The sequence below is a fragment of the Rhodococcus sp. 05-340-2 genome, assembly GCF_002258915.1.
In the GTDB taxonomy this organism is placed as follows: Bacteria; Actinomycetota; Actinomycetes; order Mycobacteriales; family Mycobacteriaceae; genus Rhodococcoides.
In genome coordinates, this window is the sequence record NZ_NOYU01000034.1 from 72,599 (window position 1) to 87,760 (window position 15,162).

The following is a 15,162-nucleotide window of genomic DNA, read 5'->3' on the forward strand; positions in this document are numbered from 1 at the left end:
CTGCGGGTGTGACAGAATGATCAATCGAGGACATGTCTTGTCAGTCAAATGGAGCGGAGCCCGTTCATGGTCGACCCTCTCGTTGCAACCGAGGGCTCGGCCGACCCCCGGCTGGCGCGCTCACGTAACCGGTTACTCGAAGCGGCCGGTCAGCTGCTGTCCACCGGCGGTGTGGAGGCGGTCACCGTGGAGGCGGTCACCCGCATGTCGAAGGTTGCACGTGCCACTCTGTACCGACATTTCGGAAGTACCACTGACCTGCTCGCTGCAACCTTCGAGCGACTATTACCCCCAGTCGACACCGATATCGATACCGGTCCGCTACGTGAACGTCTGATTTCGTTGCTCACCACCCAAGCCGACCTCATCGACCAAGCTCCGGTGCAGATGACCACGCTGGCCTGGCTGGCAATGGGGCCCGTCAACAGCGGCGACGCCAGCCGGCGCGATCTCGATCCTGGCGCGGTGGTCTCGCTTCGGGCCCGTGTCATAGAGCAATACCGCAGGTCCCTGGATCAGATCCTGACGGCGCCTGACGCTCGCGCTGTGCTCGGCGAGATCGACACCACCTTCGCCCTCATTCAGCTCCTCGGACCGATAGTGTTCGCTCGCCTCACAGGACTGCGCCACATCCACGCCGACGACTGCATCCAAATCGTCGACAACTTTCTCGCCGCCCATGCCGCAAGTGTCCGATCGAGCACTTCGCGCGACAACAGCCGTCCATGGCCGGCCGCGGCGCTAGACCCGCAGCTCACCGACGGCCAGTAAAACTTGATGGGAAATTTCACCATCAATGCGCTATCCAGTCAGGGATCGCAGCGCTCACTGGATAAGGCCGGACGTGTGCTCGAGAACTCGGAGTTGCACTGCAGTGCACTTCTGACATCGTGCAGCCGTCTTCTGAAACTGACACCGTATTTGTGGCCCACGATGGTTCACTGTGCCACAACTCATCGGTTTCAATGTTTTGACATGCGCGGGTTTCGCGTACGTTTTTGGCACTACTCAACGGCTGGTCGACGGATCGGCTGATTGTCAGTTTCAGAAGACGACTGCACTAGTTCAGAAGACGACTGCACTTACCCACCACACGGGAGCGCCGGTCAGTAGCATTCATCCCGCCGAGCTACGCGTACAACCACCATATAGAACAGCTTCTGTGATCGAAAAGTCCTCGATCTACCAGTGAACATGATTGCCCTCGACACGTCGTGTGTGTTCCCTTGGAGTCTTTGACTTTGACGTAGCTCGTCACCGGTATGTTGAGTGCGCTTGTGCGCCAGACGTTCTATGCGTTCGATTCGAAGTATCCCGATTCACTCTCGACCTACTGCAGTGGGGTTAAATTGGGTGGCGCAGTTCATGTTCGAGTGTGGTCTAGTCGACTGCGTGTCGATGCGGCGTGGCAATGAACCTCGGTTCCGAGCCTGGTGCCCGCTCTGAGTTCGACGACAATGCTGTGTTCGGCGAAATGTTCAGCGTCTTGGTGACGCCGTGTGCCACGTACCCGTGTTGAGAAGATCGCGGTGGTCGGCGGATCGGGAATACCGGGCTTGATACGCGAACACAGGTGTCCAATCCGACCCGTTGCACGGCCGGTGCCGTCGTGGCCGGTGCCGTCGTGGCCGTTAGTCGAGCTCAACAACCGGGTTCGGTTGTTGAGCTGCAGCGCTGGCACATAGACACCTCGGCCTGCTGACCGAGAATCTCGAACGTACATCGGATCTGCTTGGGTCGATCCCTGGTCAGGCTATAGTGGTGTCCGGCGATGGATCTCCGCCGAGACCGCCCCGTAGGGGGTTGTCTGAACCGCCCCAACCCTGGGGCTGATGGCTCCTTTCCCTGAGTGGAAGGAGTCTGTCCATGAACGGCCATCACGACCCGAATCCGACCCTACCGGTCGATCCCGACAGTGCGCCCCCAAGCCCGCTGCATGCGCGAGCGTCCGCGATCGCCGCCGTCGGTGTCGGTGGATTGGTCGGGGCCCCGCTCCGATACCAACTCGGACTGTGGTGTTCCTCTGCCGCGAGTGGCTGGCCGGTGACGACCTTCGCTATCAACATCGTCGGGGCGTTCCTGCTCGGAATGCTGCTGGAGGGATTGGCTCGCCTGGGCCCGGACACAGGGTGGCGGCAGCGGGTCCGGCTGTTGGTGGGCACCGGGATGCTCGGTTCGTTCACTACCTACAGCACACTGGCCGTCGATACCGATCTGTTTCTGCGCAGCCATCAGTGGTGGGCCGCCGGCAGCTACGCGGCCGGCACCGTACTGGTGGGTCTGGTCGCCACCACCGCCGGAATCGCGATCGCCGCGCGACTGCGGACACGGCCCGCGGAGGCAACACAATGACGACACTCTGGATCGCCTGCGCGGGCAGTGCAGGGGCGATCGTCCGTTTTGTGCTCGACGGGGCCATCAGGCACCGCCGGGCGTCGGATTTTCCCTGGGCGACAGCGATCATCAACGTGACCGGATCACTGCTCCTCGGATTCGTCACCGGACTGATCCTTTTCCACGGACTACCCCAGGAACTTCAGCTGATCGTGGGCATCGGTTTCTGCGGCGGGTACACCACCTTCAGCACCGCCAGTTTCGAGACGGTGCGGCTGATCCAACGTCAGAAGTACATCGCTGGCGTGTTGAACGCGGTCGGCACCCTGCTGGTGACTGTCGTCGCCGGCGGTGCCGGTCTCGTCCTGGCTTCCGTATGAGGAGAAAACAATATGAGGAGAAAACAATGACCGAGGACGATCCCAGCCACGCCTCCTGCGACGACCTAGGGGACTGGCGCGCTCCGCTACAGGTGGACGGCCCCGCCGCCTCGGTAGAACCGGTGTGCCACCTGGTCGTGGGGTTCGACCGGCACCCAGCAAGCCACGCTGCCTTGACCTACGCGATGGACCTTGCCGGTCGACTGAACGCGTTCCTGCATGTAGCGCACATCGTCGACACCGATGACCTGCCGATCGACCCGGACAGCGACGACTGGGAACAACGCATCGCCGACGCTGTCGAACAAGAGCGCCGCGAGGCATGCGCGATGCTGGCCGCCATCCCCGGGAACTGGGCGTTCTACTCGAGGCGGGGCAACCCGGCTCGACTGTTGACCACGATCGCCGACGCCAACGACGCCCTGATGATCATCATCGGTACCACCCGCGGCGGGATGATGTCACTGGTGGAGAGGGCCGTCGGCGAATCGGTGTCCGCGACACTCGCCCGCCACGCCCACCGCCCGGTCCTCCTCGTCCCCGCTACCGATAGGCAGCATAGTGACGCAGCCCAAACACGCCGGTGACCCATCCGCCGCACCGGGTTCCCGCCGCGCGCTTCCAGAAAGAAATCCACCGAACCGCCACGACCATCGATGGGGGGCGTGTCGGTTCGTTGTCGCGTTCGGGACGGTCAGCATGCTCGCGGACTTCGTCTACGAAGGTGCCCGCTCGATCACCGGCCCCCTCGCCTCGCGGGGGGCTACCGCCTTCGTCGTCGGGGTGTGGTCACCGCATCCGACGAGGTCGCAGCGCTGATGGTGCGCTCGGTCTCCGGCCCGGTGGCATACACCAAGCCGCCGCTTCTGGGCGTCGACGTTTCCGGTTACGCCCACCCCGTCATCGCCGTGCACTTCCTCTGGATCGCCGGCGCACTGGCGCGTCTGCGTTCTCGTGATCGACGAACGGAGCGGCAAAGCCATCCGTTCCCCAGCCGAAAACCGATCTGCTCTACGACATTCGATTCCCGCGTCGCTCACCGTCGTTCCCGCAATCCAGGTCATCGCAGTGGCCGCCCTACTCGCCACCGGTCGTCGCCGCACCTGGCACCCCACCGTCCATCCCACGCAACCCAACCAAGGAAAGTCACCTATGTTTCCTGCTCGTCCGTGGATTCGGCCGTTTGCCGCCGCTCTGCTCGCATTTGCCGCACTGCTCGCCGCCGGCACTCTCGCCTCCACCACTGCTGTGACAGAGGCGGGTCTGCGGTTCCACGACCGTATCGCCCTTCATCGCGCCGGCTGGGCCACTGCCCTCGCCGAATTTGTCACGGACTGCGCACAACCGGTCGTCGGAATCGTGGTGGCGATCGGTATCGCCGCATGGCTCACGTGGAGAGGCCGACGGGTCGACGCGGCATGGGCCCTGGCAGTGATGGCATCTACCCTCGTCGTGTCGACAATCGCGAAATACAGCATCCGCGAACCCCGTCCCCCGCAACGGTTCTGGCTGATTCCTCCCGACACCGTGTGGTCGTTCCCGTCTGGACATACAGCGGTGGCTGCGGCCATGATCGGGCTTGTGGTCCTGCTCACCGCTCGGGCGCACGTAATTGTCCGGCGGTTGGCCCGCACGACATCAGTGCTGTTCGCGCTCGCCGTCGCTGCCTCCCGGCTGTACCTCGGCGTACATTTCCCGCTCGACGTCGCCGCGAGCATTCTTGCCGCCAGCACTGCGCTCCTCGCACTGTGGACCATGTGGTCGATCCCTCCGGTCCGACACTGGGTCAATGTCCGGCTCGGACCGACCCCTCAGGCAGCCTCACCCGACTGATCGCGGACCCACTCCGACTCCGAGCACTACGTGACGGGAAGGTGAATACAAGTCCGCCGTCGACCGTCCGCGGCTGGTAGCGCAGGTGAGGATCGTTGCCCACAACTCGATACCCTCAGGTTGGTCAGCCGTTGAGAGCGTGCACGCCGACGGGGCCTTCATCTCGCTGAGAGGCGTCAGGTCTAGACGGATGAGCGCCCGGACGTCCGGGCGCGGTCTCGCTGGGAACATGGCCCGACGTTAGCCCCAGCACCTGCGTGGAAGGTCAAGGATTTGACCTTCCACCCGACTCGAAGGTTTATCCTCGTGCGCATGTCCGCTCTGCGCATTTCACAGCTGTCATCGGCGACCGGCGTCCCGGCGACCACGCTACGGTTCTACGAAAGCGAGGGCCTGCTCCCGGCGGACCGTTCGGCGAACGGTTACCGCGTTTACGACGACCGCGCTCGGCAACGCTTGGCGTTCATCACCGCCGCCAAGAGCCTGAACCTGTCGCTGCCGGAGATCAAACTTCTCCTTCGTGTCTGGGAGAAAGACTCCTGCGCAGCAGTCAAAGCCGAACTCGGCCCCGCCATCGAGTCCCACATCGCGCACGCCAACGAATCGATCGCTCAATTGACCGCTCTGCGTGAGAGTTTGACCGACGCGCTGGCCCGGCTCGGGGACACACCCGACGCGCCGACGCCATGCAATCCGGACTGCACCTGGCTGATCTCAGCGAACACCGCGGTGGGCACCGCATGAACATATCGAGCACCACCTCGGTGGTGGCGTGGCTGGAGAAGTTCCAGATCCCGCTCTACCTGCTGGCCCTGCTCATCGGTGGCGGTGTCGGTTTGGGTGCGCCGTCGTCGGCGCATGCGTTCGAGATTGCTATCAATCCGGTACTGATCGTGTTGCTCTACGCTACGTTCCTCGCGGTTCCGTTCTCCGCCATCGGCGCATCGCTGCGCGACGGCACATTCTTGCTCAGCGTCGTAGTACTGAATTTCGTGCTCGTTCCAATCGTCGTATTCGCTCTGACCCGGTTCGTTGCTGCTGATCAGGCGGTACTCGTCGGTGTGCTGTTGGTGTTGTTGGCTCCCTGCATCGACTACGTCATCGTCTTCAGTGGGTTGGCCGGTGCAGCGTCGGAACGGCTCCTCGCGAGCGCGCCGCTGTTGATGTTGTTGCAGATCGCGTTCCTGCCGCTCTACCTGTGGTTGTTCGTCGGGTCCGAGCTGGTGGAGATCATCGACATTGCACCGTTCGTCGAAGCGTTCGTGCTGTTGATCGTTGTTCCTCTGGTGTTGGCGGCCCTGACGCAAGCACTTGCGCGTCGTCGGCGTATCGGCACCCAGATCATGGATGTGATGGCCGCGGCGATGGTGCCGGTCATGATGGCCACTCTTGCCGTCGTCGTGGCGTCGCAGATCGACGCAGTCCGCTCCGAAGGCTCCCAGCTGTTTGCCGCGGTGCCGATCTTCGTCGCGTTCCTGGTCATCATGGCGGTTGTCGGATGGGCGACGGCCAGAGTGACCCGCCTGGACGTCCCGGACGCTCGGGCCTTGATCTTCTCCGGTGCCACCCGAAATTCGTTGGTCGTTCTGCCGCTGGCGCTCGCGCTGCCACCAGCACTGTCTCTTGCTGCCGTGGTCGTGGTGACGCAGACACTGGTGGAGCTGATCGGAATGGTCGCCTACGTCCGACTCATCCCCTGCCTTGTCCCAGCTCACGCTGCGAGAGCACCGGTGAAGTTCGAAACAACTCGCACGAACCAAGGCAATCCTGGGTGACGAGAACTGGATAAAAGCAGGTGGCGTCAGTGAGGGTGAACGAACCACGGGATCCAGTGCCGCGACCCCGTTCCACTTCCCGCGAGCATTGAGCATCGAATGGGGACTTTTCCGGCAAACGCGCCTGTGGGCTCCGCGCCCGCTACGACTGCAGTCTCTACGCTGGCACCGTGCCCCTGCCGACCCATGTGACCGACCTGATCAGCTACGAATTATTGCTGTCCGTCGCCGAGCTGGGAAGCATCGGACGCGCAGGGGAGGCGCATGACATGTCGCAGCCAGCGGCGAGCGCACGCCTGAAAGCACTCGAAAGCCGCATCGGGGTAGCACTCCTGCATCGCGGGCAGCGAGGTGCCACCCTCACCGCAACCGGCGAACTGGTCGCCGGCTGGGCCGAGCGCGTCATCGCCGAAGCCGCCGAGCTCGCCACGAGCATCGCAATGCTGCGCACCGACCGCCACAGCCACATTCGTATCGCCGCAAGCCTCACCATCGCCGAATACCTCATACCGCGATGGCTCATCACACTGCGCTCCCACGACACTTCCATCACACCGACTCTCACCTCCGGAAACTCTGTCGACGTAGCCGCATCGGTGCTCGACGGCCGCGCCGACATCGGATTCGTCGAAAGCCCCGATCTGCCCAGCGGACTCCACTCGAAGGACGTTGCCCGCGACGAACTCGTCGTCGTCGTCGCCCCCGATCATCAATGGGCTCGACGAACGATCACGGCGAGCGAACTGGCCGCGACACCGCTGGTCACCCGCGAACCCGGGTCCGGCACACGTCTCGCGCTCGAACGTGCGCTCCGGACTGCGGGCCCACTCGCCGCGCCACTGCTCGAGGTGTCCTCCACCACTGCCATCAAAGCTGCCGTCATCGGCGGCCTCGCACCGGCCGTACTCAGCTCCCTCGCGGTATCCGCCGAGATCGCCGCCGGAACGCTGGCCCGCGTTCACACAGAGGGGCTCGACCTGCGCCGGTTCCTGCGTGCCGTGTGGCCCGCGGGCCGTGAACTGCGAGGACCGTCGAGCGACCTGCTCGTCGTCGCCCTCAAATCCCCGCAGTCATAACCTGAGGTTGGGACCGGCCAGGTAATCGGTGTCTACCGGTGACGACTGTGTGCGAGGACGCTGGAAGTCATGACCACGACAGCTCTGCACCGCTCCTCCATCACGTCTCGGCGCGGCGACGATACCGAGCGGCCGCGCAAGTGGCCGGTGCTCTCCGACCTCGACCACCCGAGCCAGATCTTCGAACACATCACCCCCAACTGGTTCGCCTCGGTCATGGGCACCGGTATCGTCGCCAACGCCGCCGCCACCCTGCCCGCCCACATCCCCGGACTGCACGTGTTCGCAACGATCGTGTGGATCGCAGCGTCGGTCGCCTTGATCACACTCTCCGGTGCCTTCGCAGTGCACTGGATCCGACACCGGCAGTATGCGCGTGAGCACGCCGCGCATCCGGTGATGGTGCAGTTCTACGGCGCACCCCCCATGGCGCTGCTGACCGTCGGTGCCGGGACGATGCTGCTGGGCAAAGACGTCATCGGAGCGGCGCCCGCAACCGTGATTTTTGCCGTCCTGTGGACCGCTGGCACAGCCCTCGGGCTGATCACCAGCATTCTCGTGCCCTACCTGATGATCACCGCCCACGATCACCAGACCGCCGTCGCACTCCCGGCGTGGTTGATGCCCGTCGTACCGCCGATGGTGTCCGCCTCCACCGGTGCGCTGCTGCTCCCTCATATCGCGGATGGGCAATGGCGCCTGGCCATGCTGTCCGGTTGCTACGCGATGTTCGGGCTGTCACTGATCATCGGAATGCTGACCATGACGCTCATCTACGGACGGCTCGTCCACGGCGGAATCCCGCCGGTCCAGGCAGCACCGACGGTGTGGATCACCCTCGGCATGATCGGTCAATCGATCACCGCCGCGAACCTGCTCGGCAACGATGCACCCTTGGTGTTCACCGGCGAGACCGCCTCCGTCGCAACCGGCCTGCACGTGTTCGGCATTCTGTACGGACTGACGATGGGCGGCTTCGGCGTCTTGATGTTCACCCTCGCAACCGCCCTCACCATCCATGCCGCCCAGAAGGGACTGACATTCTCACTGACCTGGTGGTCGTTCACCTTCCCCATCGGCACCTGCGTCACCGGTGCCACTGCCCTCGGCGGCGCTCTGGGGTCGGCCGCGGTCGAGGCCCTTGCAATCGGACTGTATGCGGCCTTGCTCGCAGCCTGGGGCACAGTCGCCGCCCACACTCTCCGCGGCAGCGTGCAAGGAAAACTTTTTCAACCCAGCTGAACCGACCGCCGGGTAGTACCCACTCGGAACGCTGATACCGAACGAACAGCGTTGATCCAATCGACCACTGACCCCGGAAAGGACTCACGATCACGATGAACACACCGAATGCAGACACACCGACTTCCGATACCCCGAGACGGGGCAGCCGCGGACGCGTCTGGGCACGAGTCACCGAAAATTATCTGACCTGGCTGTTGCTGATGGCGGGAACAGCTGCTGCGGGGGCCTTTCTCACGGCCCTCGCCGGCGGGTTCGAGGGCTGGACCGTCGTCGCAGCGATCGTGACAGTGGTGCTGTTCGCGGGATGTTGGTTCTCATATCGAGACGGTGCACGCCGGGGTGCCGCCGAACCACACATCATCCAGTACCACCCCGACAGCCCGGACGAGGTGATCGACATCGACACCGACACCGGCGAACGCCAGCCCCACCAGGACTGACCGGTCGGAGGCAGCAGCAGCACGATCCGCCCTACCTCAGCACAGTGCGGGGTTCAGGTGCCTTCTCCAGGTGCGTTGCGACCGACAGTGCTGCGTTGATCAACCGCTGGCGAGCAGCCGCCGGTGCGTGTGCGTTGCGAGCCGAGGGGTGCGGTGCCGCTATCACCGGGAGGAGGCGGGTGGGAGCAGATGCAGTGATGACGCGCATGTAGCCATCGAGAGCCTTCGCACCAAGAACGAAAACCACCTCCAGTTTCGGCAGCAAGGCCATAAGCTCGCCGACATATGGGCCCGCCTCACCGAGAACGGATGCCGTCGGCGATACCGGATGACCGGCGTCATCGAGCACTGCCCACGGCACAATATTCCACTTGACGCACTGCACCCGGTCGATACCCGCGTCGGCGAACACCGATTTCAGCACGGGGTTCGTTCGATCTGGATTGTCGAACGAACACATGTTGGTCCCGCCCGGACGTATCGTTTTCGGCCCCGGAGACTCCAACAGCACCAGACAGCGAGCCGCGTCGCCGCCGTCGTCGGGATCGAACAGTGGAATGGACCGTGCAGTGTCGATCCTCCATCGCAACACCGACGCATTGAGTGAGCGGACCGGGGCATCGTGCGCTCGGGCGTGCTTTCCGGACCACACGTCATCATCTGTCATACGCCGCACTCACTGCTGACCCACGCCACACGTACTGCTGGCCATGGGGAAACGCACCGTGAGCCGTAGACGCCAGCTCTCGGTGGCTCGCCTCGACGACCACTGCTGAGCGTTTGACGACTCCGCTGCCTGAACACACCTATGAGATAACCACGACAGGCCGTGTGGTGCCTATTGCACCCGTCTTCTCATCGACTTCGATTCCAGATCAGGTCGGATACCCCCTAGGGTACTTACATACCCCCCTTGGTATATGCCACAGTGGGTACCGAACCGACCGAAAGTATGCACGACTTTTCTGGAATGAGTCCGGAAAACGAGCGACGGACCGATGCGGTGCGGCGAACGCAGAGCCAGCGCGTTCGGACTCGGATGTCGATCCGGGGTACGTCGTCAGCGTCCCGATCTCACTCGACCGCGGTCCAGCCGTTCGGGCGGCCACGCGACCGACACGCTGTCCGAGGCACCGCATCGAAACCTGCCCGTGTCCGTGACGACTCGGTCTCAGCGAGAGGCCCGCGCGATCGTGTTGCCCGCCGGATCGTCGATCACGATCGAGTGGATGTCCTCGACAGAAAGGGACGTTGCGCCGGTCACCGCTGCTGCTCGGCTCGCGGTGACCGACCATTGAGCTGCTTGTTGTCGAGTCCCGTCGTTGCCGACCACTTGCAGAGTGAGGATGCCTGCGCCGGGGAGTTGTTGAACGTCGACGTCGATCGATGTGCCCCAGGCTTTCGTGGTGAGCTCGAGGTCACCTGTGGCCCCGACGGTGCTCGACAGAACGAGCGGGCGGGCACCCGCATCGTTCACCGTTGTCGAATCGTCGGAGCGGGCGAGGGTACTGAGCGGGACGATCGCCGCAGCGACTCCCAGAACGAGGGTCGCCGACACCGCAGTCCACACTCGCCGCCGCCTCTTCTCGGAGGTCCGTTGATGCCTCATCGCGCTCAGCAGGTGGTCGAGTCGCTGGTCTGCACCGGCCGTCGAGTGCACCGGTGAGAGATCTGCTGGCTGCCTGCGACGTCGAAGCACTCCTGCGACGGGTGCCAGGACGTCGATTTCGGTTCGGCAGGCAAGGCAGTCGTCGAGGTGTCGTCGTACCGCTGCTCGGTCGTCGCGCTCGAGTCCGTCGAGTACGTACGCCCCGAGCAGTGGTCGGATCTCGTCGTGCGCTGAGCTCATGGAATCAATCCCAACTCGTCGAAGATCCGGCGTAGGGCACGCACAGCGTAATAGGAGCGGGACTTGACCGTGCCGACCGCGATATCGAGGTGCGCGGCCACTTCGGAGACGGTTCGACCCTCGTAGTAGATGAGCACGATGACTGCTCGATGCTCCTCGGACAACCGACGCAGCGACTCGTCTATGAGCCACCCGTCGAGGACCCCGCCCAATTCGTCGTCGATGCACTCGGCGGCGAGTGCGATCTGATCGTGGACGAGAGTCGGCCTGCTCGTGCTCGCCCGCCACTGATCGGTGAGTACGTTTCGCGCGATGGTCATGAGATAGGACCGCGTCGATGCTGCCGTCACATCGATGCGGTCGATCCCGCGCCACGCGCGCAACATCGTCTCCTGGACGATGTCCTCACACTGCTCGCGGGTCTGGGTGTAGCGGCTGACGAATCGAGTCACTGCGTGCTGGTGCTCGCGGAAGAGCGCCGACATGGCGACTTCGGACGCATCGACGAGCTGGTGGTTGTGCTGTGAGCCGGATTCGACACCGTCCACCTAACTGCCCGAGCCGGAAGCGGCATCGGTGAAACCGGTCGTGGCGGCGGCGACCATGTCGAGAACAGGATTGGTCGGCGAGATCGAATGCCGAGCGGCGAGTACACGGATATCGGGGTGAGCCACGTGAACGATCCCTTCGGCATCCTGCCACGCCACGTATCGGGCGGGGAGGTCGATCCCCATGGTCTGCTGCGCTCCGACCAGCGCAGTCGAGACCGCAGGATTACCGACGTAGGTGACCATGGTGGGCCTCAGAGGTGTCTCGGCAGCGGCGGACGCGAGATCGACGGTTGCGACTGTGGGCTGATTCTTGGCCGCGAACGCTGCCTCGTATCGGGCAATGGACGCTGCAACCGATGCATCACTGGTCTTCTCGACCAGGTATCCCGGCGCTGCGGACACATCGGTGCCCTCTGCGGCGGCCGCCGAGGATCCCGTCGCATCGGACGCGGTCGATGCCGAGCCGGCCCGGAGTCCGTCGAGGGCGTCGGACGAGACCGGGATGCCTGCGAGCGTCGCGATGTACTCGGCGGAGTTGTATGCCAGAAACACCGTTCCGTTGGCGGCCTGCCAGACCAGGTACTTCTGTGGAAGGTCGATCGCGGCCCGTTGGTCCGCGGCGATCAACGGCGACGCCGCTTTCGGATTCCCCCCGATCACCACGGTGGTCGGGCGGATCGTCTCACCTGCTCCCTGTGCCAACTTCTCGAAATCCACAGTGGCTGCCACAGCTCCCGCCGTCTCCAGCGCGCGCTGTACCCGAGAGACCGTGTCACTCACAGAGTAGTTACTGGCGTACACCACCAGTCCGGGTTCGGACGGTGCCACATCGGGTGTCGCAGCCTTCGCGTCCGCCGACGTGGACACCGGAGTGCTCGACACCGCCACCGAACCGGTGGGTTCGGTGGAACCGCACCCGGCGAGGGCGATCACCGCCGCCGACGCGAGCAGCGACGTTGCCATACGGAACCTTGAAGTGCTCATCACGTGTCCTGTCCTCGTGCCCACGCCAGCGGTGGGCTTCACTGTGGTGTACGCACACCGAGCCTGAGGGGTTCACCCGAACCGAAGTTCCCTCCGGCGATTGCTCCCGGAATGTCGGTGCACCGGAGGGCGACACAGTCGAGTTCACGCAAGCGGAGATCTGATCGATCGGTTCACCCCGGTCTCGTCGAGCGTCTCCACGCCACAGAAGCGGCCTGAACGGGTGCAGGGACCATCTTCGCGGCACGAACGGCCGACCTCACGGCGGCACTTCTGCCTCGACGAATTCGAGAAGCCGCTTCAACAGTGAATCCGCACGCTCTTCGACGTCGTCGAGCGTCGAATCGACGCCACCGAGTAGCTGGTGTGCGTCTCGGCGTGCCCGAGTCCCGTGTTCGTAGTAGCCGGGGTCGAGTAGCGAAGCCGAGGCGGGCTTGGGTACGAGATCTGTGCTCGGCTGCCGTGCCTGCACCGAATGGTGTCGGTGCACAGGTGCTCGTCCGTCCAGGTGCGCTCGAACGATGTCGGCGACCGCATGGGCGGTAAGTGCAGTCGCAGTCAGCGGGGTGTGACCCCACCGGTCGATTGCGGTCGACAGCGGCTGTCGACCGGCCGGATCGACGTACCGGTCGAATCCGCTGAGCCCGGTACCGCCCACGGCATCGAGAGCGTCGGCGAGCATTCGAGTGTTCGGGTACCGCGTGTGATGGCCCAGCACCTCCAACCAGCGCTGGAACACCGTCCGCGGCGAGATACCCGTCTCCATCAGTGCGAGAGGAGTGACGGTGCGAACGCCGCGGCCTGTGTCGATACGAAGGGCATCGATCCTCGGATCGGCGGTGACGTCGCAGGGCCGCAGGGCCGCGATCTGGGTGTACGGCAGACCGGTCGAGGCAAAGACCAGGACGAGGGCGTCTCGCCGCGCGAACAGTTCGGACGGCCAACCGGATTCGGGGAGGCGCGCGATGACGCCGCCGATCACGGCTGCCAGCTCGTGCAGGCGCGCCGTACGCGCCACGTCCAGCGCAGCCCGGACGACCTCCGCACGGCCCGGCTGGGGTAACAGGTGCCGGGAATGGGCGGCGTCGATCACCGCGATCCGGCGGCGCTGGGTCGTGGACGCCGCGGGGTGCGCCGAGAGGAACCGAGCAAGTGAATCCGGGGAGGCCGCCAGTGGTGTTTCGTCATGGGCGGTGCACCAGTCCTCGAACAGTGACCACGTGTGCCGATCCCGCTTCGGCACCGCCACGTTCGTGATATCCGCTGGTCGAATCGAACCGGTGCAGTCGTCGTGGTCAGCATCTACCCCGGTCGCCCTATCGGCGTTCACGGGTGAAGTCACACGCCCGGTCATAGACCGAGTTCGGTGACCGCGTTGCCGACCAGAGGGGCGTGCTCGCGGGCATATGTCTCGACCATTGCGGGTGTGGTGTGCCCGGTCTGGCGCATGATCGCATGTGCATCGGCACCGTTACGGAAGGCTTGGGTGACGAATCCTGCCCGCAGGGAATGGCCGCCGAGCTGCATGACAGTCTCGGGGTCGTACCCGGCGTGAGCTGCGCGGCGGCGGATCGCCGCATGGACCGCTGCCCCGGACAACACAGTGTCGGAGAGGTTGCCGTTCTTGCGGACAGACCGGAACAGCGGCGACCGTTTCTCGGCGGTCGGCAGGGTGCCGCGGCAGAGATGGGAGTCGAATTGTGCTGCGCGAGAAAGCAGTCGAATGACGGCGGCTCTGCCCCCGGTGTCGAACGCGGCGACGATCTGCAGCCATCGCACCCACGCGCAGACCGGGCAGGATTCGTGGCAGTCGGTGAACGGAAGCGCTTTCACCGTTCCGATGCCGGTTCCGTCCTGGTCGGTCTTCGATCTTCGGATCCGTACGTGCGCACCGTCGAGACGGTCGCGGCGCACATCGCGGCATTCCAGCGCTACGAGTTCGCTGCGTCGAAATGCGCCGGTGTATCCCATCAGCAGCAGCGCGGTGTCGCGGCGTTCGAGCACCTCCGACGCCCACCCCGCTGTAGTGCGTCGGGCGTGGTCGACGATCGTGGTGATGTCGGAGGTCAGCAGCGGTGCGCGCGGGTTGCGGGGCCGCTCCCCCGCCGACGCGTAGTCCCGCCGGATACCGGCGAGGGTGGCGCGCACCATCTCGTGCCCGCACGGGTTGTCGTGTCCGGTAGCGCGGTGGCGGTCGGCGATCGCCGCAATCCACTTGCCGAACGTCGCGGCCGCGTACGCCCGCGTCCCGTCGACGGTGAGCGTGTCGGCCGCGGCGACGAGGTAGGCCGCCACTGTCGCGGGATGCGCCGGCAACGCGTGGTGCCCGGCGACGGTGCACCAGGTCTCGAAGCGTCGCCACGCCGAGGTGTAGGCCCGGCGGGTACCGGTCGAGCGGGACGCGGCCATGGAACGCTCGATCCGAGCAGCAACCTCGGGCGGTAGGTCTGGAAACACCGCCGCGGCACCCGGCACGACAGCCGGGATCGTGGTCGGGCCGTCTACGAGCTGGCGATCTGTCATGGCTGGACTGTAGCGGGCCCTCCCGACAGACTTCTCAGGCCGAAAGCACGCTGAGCAGGCGTTTCCGCGGAGACGGTGCGGGAAGGAAAATTCTCGTCGGTCACCGCACACATACCGTTGGTGACTATGACCCCGGGGCGAAAACGGGCTTCTGGGCTGTCGCCGCGCGTGC

The 15,162-nt window shown here is 64.6% G+C and carries 16 protein-coding genes; 10 read left to right on the forward strand and 6 right to left on the reverse strand.

Going from position 1 to position 15,162, the window contains the following annotated elements:
* Positions 1–66 precede the first annotated feature (66 nt).
* The 10 genes from CH271_RS21105 to CH271_RS21155 all read left to right on the forward strand — a co-directional run bounded on the left by CH271_RS21105 (position 67) and on the right by CH271_RS21155 (position 9,083).
* Positions 67–771, forward strand: coding sequence for a TetR/AcrR family transcriptional regulator (locus CH271_RS21105; RefSeq protein ID WP_032364248.1), 705 nt, complete (start codon positions 67–69; stop codon positions 769–771).
* A 1,095-nt stretch (positions 772–1,866) separates the two neighbouring features.
* Positions 1,867–2,352 (forward strand): fluoride efflux transporter FluC, encoded by a 486-nt coding sequence (locus CH271_RS21110; RefSeq protein ID WP_027494245.1) that lies wholly within the window; start codon positions 1,867–1,869, stop codon positions 2,350–2,352.
* Complete coding sequence (gene crcB / locus CH271_RS21115; protein ID WP_027494244.1) at positions 2,349–2,714, forward strand: fluoride efflux transporter CrcB; 366 nt, start codon at positions 2,349–2,351, stop codon at positions 2,712–2,714. The genes CH271_RS21110 and crcB overlap by 4 nt, the downstream gene beginning before the upstream one ends.
* A gap of 26 nt (positions 2,715–2,740) precedes the next feature.
* Entirely contained in the window at positions 2,741–3,301 is a 561-nt protein-coding gene (locus tag CH271_RS21120) for a universal stress protein (RefSeq protein WP_027494243.1), read from the forward strand.
* A gap of 367 nt (positions 3,302–3,668) precedes the next feature.
* Entirely contained in the window at positions 3,669–4,547 is an 879-nt protein-coding gene (locus tag CH271_RS21130; RefSeq protein ID WP_051364869.1) for a phosphatase PAP2 family protein, read from the forward strand.
* 312 nt (positions 4,548–4,859) lie between these two features.
* Positions 4,860–5,291, forward strand: a complete 432-nt coding sequence (locus CH271_RS21135) for a MerR family transcriptional regulator (RefSeq protein WP_027494242.1) — start codon at positions 4,860–4,862, stop codon at positions 5,289–5,291.
* The gene (locus CH271_RS21140; RefSeq protein WP_051364866.1) at positions 5,288–6,322 is read left to right on the forward strand and encodes an arsenic resistance protein; all 1,035 of its coding nucleotides are present in this window, start codon (positions 5,288–5,290) and stop codon (positions 6,320–6,322) included. The genes CH271_RS21135 and CH271_RS21140 overlap by 4 nt, the downstream gene beginning before the upstream one ends.
* Before the next feature lie 170 nt (positions 6,323–6,492).
* Positions 6,493–7,398 carry a LysR family transcriptional regulator gene (locus CH271_RS21145; protein ID WP_230074817.1) on the forward strand — a complete coding sequence of 302 codons (906 nt, stop codon included), beginning with the start codon at positions 6,493–6,495 and terminating at the stop codon, positions 7,396–7,398.
* Between the two features lie 69 nt (positions 7,399–7,467).
* On the forward strand, positions 7,468–8,640 hold the full coding sequence (locus tag CH271_RS21150) for a TDT family transporter (RefSeq protein ID WP_080729195.1): 1,173 nt from the start codon (positions 7,468–7,470) through the stop codon (positions 8,638–8,640).
* Between the two features lie 95 nt (positions 8,641–8,735).
* Positions 8,736–9,083, forward strand: coding sequence for a hypothetical protein (locus CH271_RS21155; RefSeq protein ID WP_051364864.1), 348 nt, complete (start codon positions 8,736–8,738; stop codon positions 9,081–9,083).
* Between the two features lie 31 nt (positions 9,084–9,114).
* Here the strand turns inward: CH271_RS21155 and CH271_RS21160 are convergent, their stop codons facing one another.
* From CH271_RS21160 to CH271_RS21185, 6 genes are all read right to left on the reverse strand, one after another.
* Positions 9,115–9,750, reverse strand: coding sequence for a uracil-DNA glycosylase (locus CH271_RS21160; RefSeq protein ID WP_051364861.1), 636 nt, complete (start codon positions 9,748–9,750; stop codon positions 9,115–9,117).
* Between the two features lie 504 nt (positions 9,751–10,254).
* Positions 10,255–10,932 carry a zf-HC2 domain-containing protein gene (locus CH271_RS21165; protein WP_027494239.1) on the reverse strand — a complete coding sequence of 226 codons (678 nt, stop codon included), beginning with the start codon at positions 10,930–10,932 and terminating at the stop codon, positions 10,255–10,257.
* Positions 10,929–11,480, reverse strand: coding sequence for a sigma-70 family RNA polymerase sigma factor (locus CH271_RS21170; protein ID WP_027494238.1), 552 nt, complete (start codon positions 11,478–11,480; stop codon positions 10,929–10,931). The genes CH271_RS21165 and CH271_RS21170 overlap by 4 nt, the downstream gene beginning before the upstream one ends.
* Positions 11,481–12,467: a DUF302 domain-containing protein gene (locus tag CH271_RS21175; RefSeq protein WP_080729192.1), complete on the reverse strand. Its 987-nt coding sequence runs from the start codon at positions 12,465–12,467 to the stop codon at positions 11,481–11,483.
* Between the two features lie 259 nt (positions 12,468–12,726).
* Complete coding sequence (locus tag CH271_RS21180; RefSeq protein WP_052059180.1) at positions 12,727–13,716, reverse strand: hypothetical protein; 990 nt, start codon at positions 13,714–13,716, stop codon at positions 12,727–12,729.
* 101 nt (positions 13,717–13,817) lie between these two features.
* Complete coding sequence (locus CH271_RS21185; RefSeq protein WP_027494235.1) at positions 13,818–14,990, reverse strand: site-specific integrase; 1,173 nt, start codon at positions 14,988–14,990, stop codon at positions 13,818–13,820.
* Positions 14,991–15,162: the final 172 nt, after the last annotated feature.

Bases quoted from the DNA above. Each gene is read 5' to 3' on its own strand.
- CH271_RS21110 (WP_027494245.1), top strand. From the start codon at position 1,867: ATGAACGGCCATCACGACCCGAATCCGACCCTACCGGTCGATCCCGAC.
- CH271_RS21185 (WP_027494235.1), bottom strand. From the start codon at position 14,990: ATGACAGATCGCCAGCTCGTAGACGGCCCGACCACGATCCCGGCTGTC.
- CH271_RS21105 (WP_032364248.1), top strand. From the start codon at position 67: ATGGTCGACCCTCTCGTTGCAACCGAGGGCTCGGCCGACCCCCGGCTG.
- CH271_RS21140 (WP_051364866.1), top strand. From the start codon at position 5,288: ATGAACATATCGAGCACCACCTCGGTGGTGGCGTGGCTGGAGAAGTTC.
- crcB (WP_027494244.1), top strand. From the start codon at position 2,349: ATGACGACACTCTGGATCGCCTGCGCGGGCAGTGCAGGGGCGATCGTC.
- CH271_RS21165 (WP_027494239.1), bottom strand. From the start codon at position 10,932: ATGAGCTCAGCGCACGACGAGATCCGACCACTGCTCGGGGCGTACGTA.
- CH271_RS21150 (WP_080729195.1), top strand. From the start codon at position 7,468: ATGACCACGACAGCTCTGCACCGCTCCTCCATCACGTCTCGGCGCGGC.
- CH271_RS21160 (WP_051364861.1), bottom strand. From the start codon at position 9,750: ATGACAGATGATGACGTGTGGTCCGGAAAGCACGCCCGAGCGCACGAT.
- CH271_RS21120 (WP_027494243.1), top strand. From the start codon at position 2,741: ATGACCGAGGACGATCCCAGCCACGCCTCCTGCGACGACCTAGGGGAC.
- CH271_RS21135 (WP_027494242.1), top strand. From the start codon at position 4,860: ATGTCCGCTCTGCGCATTTCACAGCTGTCATCGGCGACCGGCGTCCCG.
- CH271_RS21155 (WP_051364864.1), top strand. From the start codon at position 8,736: ATGAACACACCGAATGCAGACACACCGACTTCCGATACCCCGAGACGG.
- CH271_RS21175 (WP_080729192.1), bottom strand. From the start codon at position 12,467: ATGAGCACTTCAAGGTTCCGTATGGCAACGTCGCTGCTCGCGTCGGCG.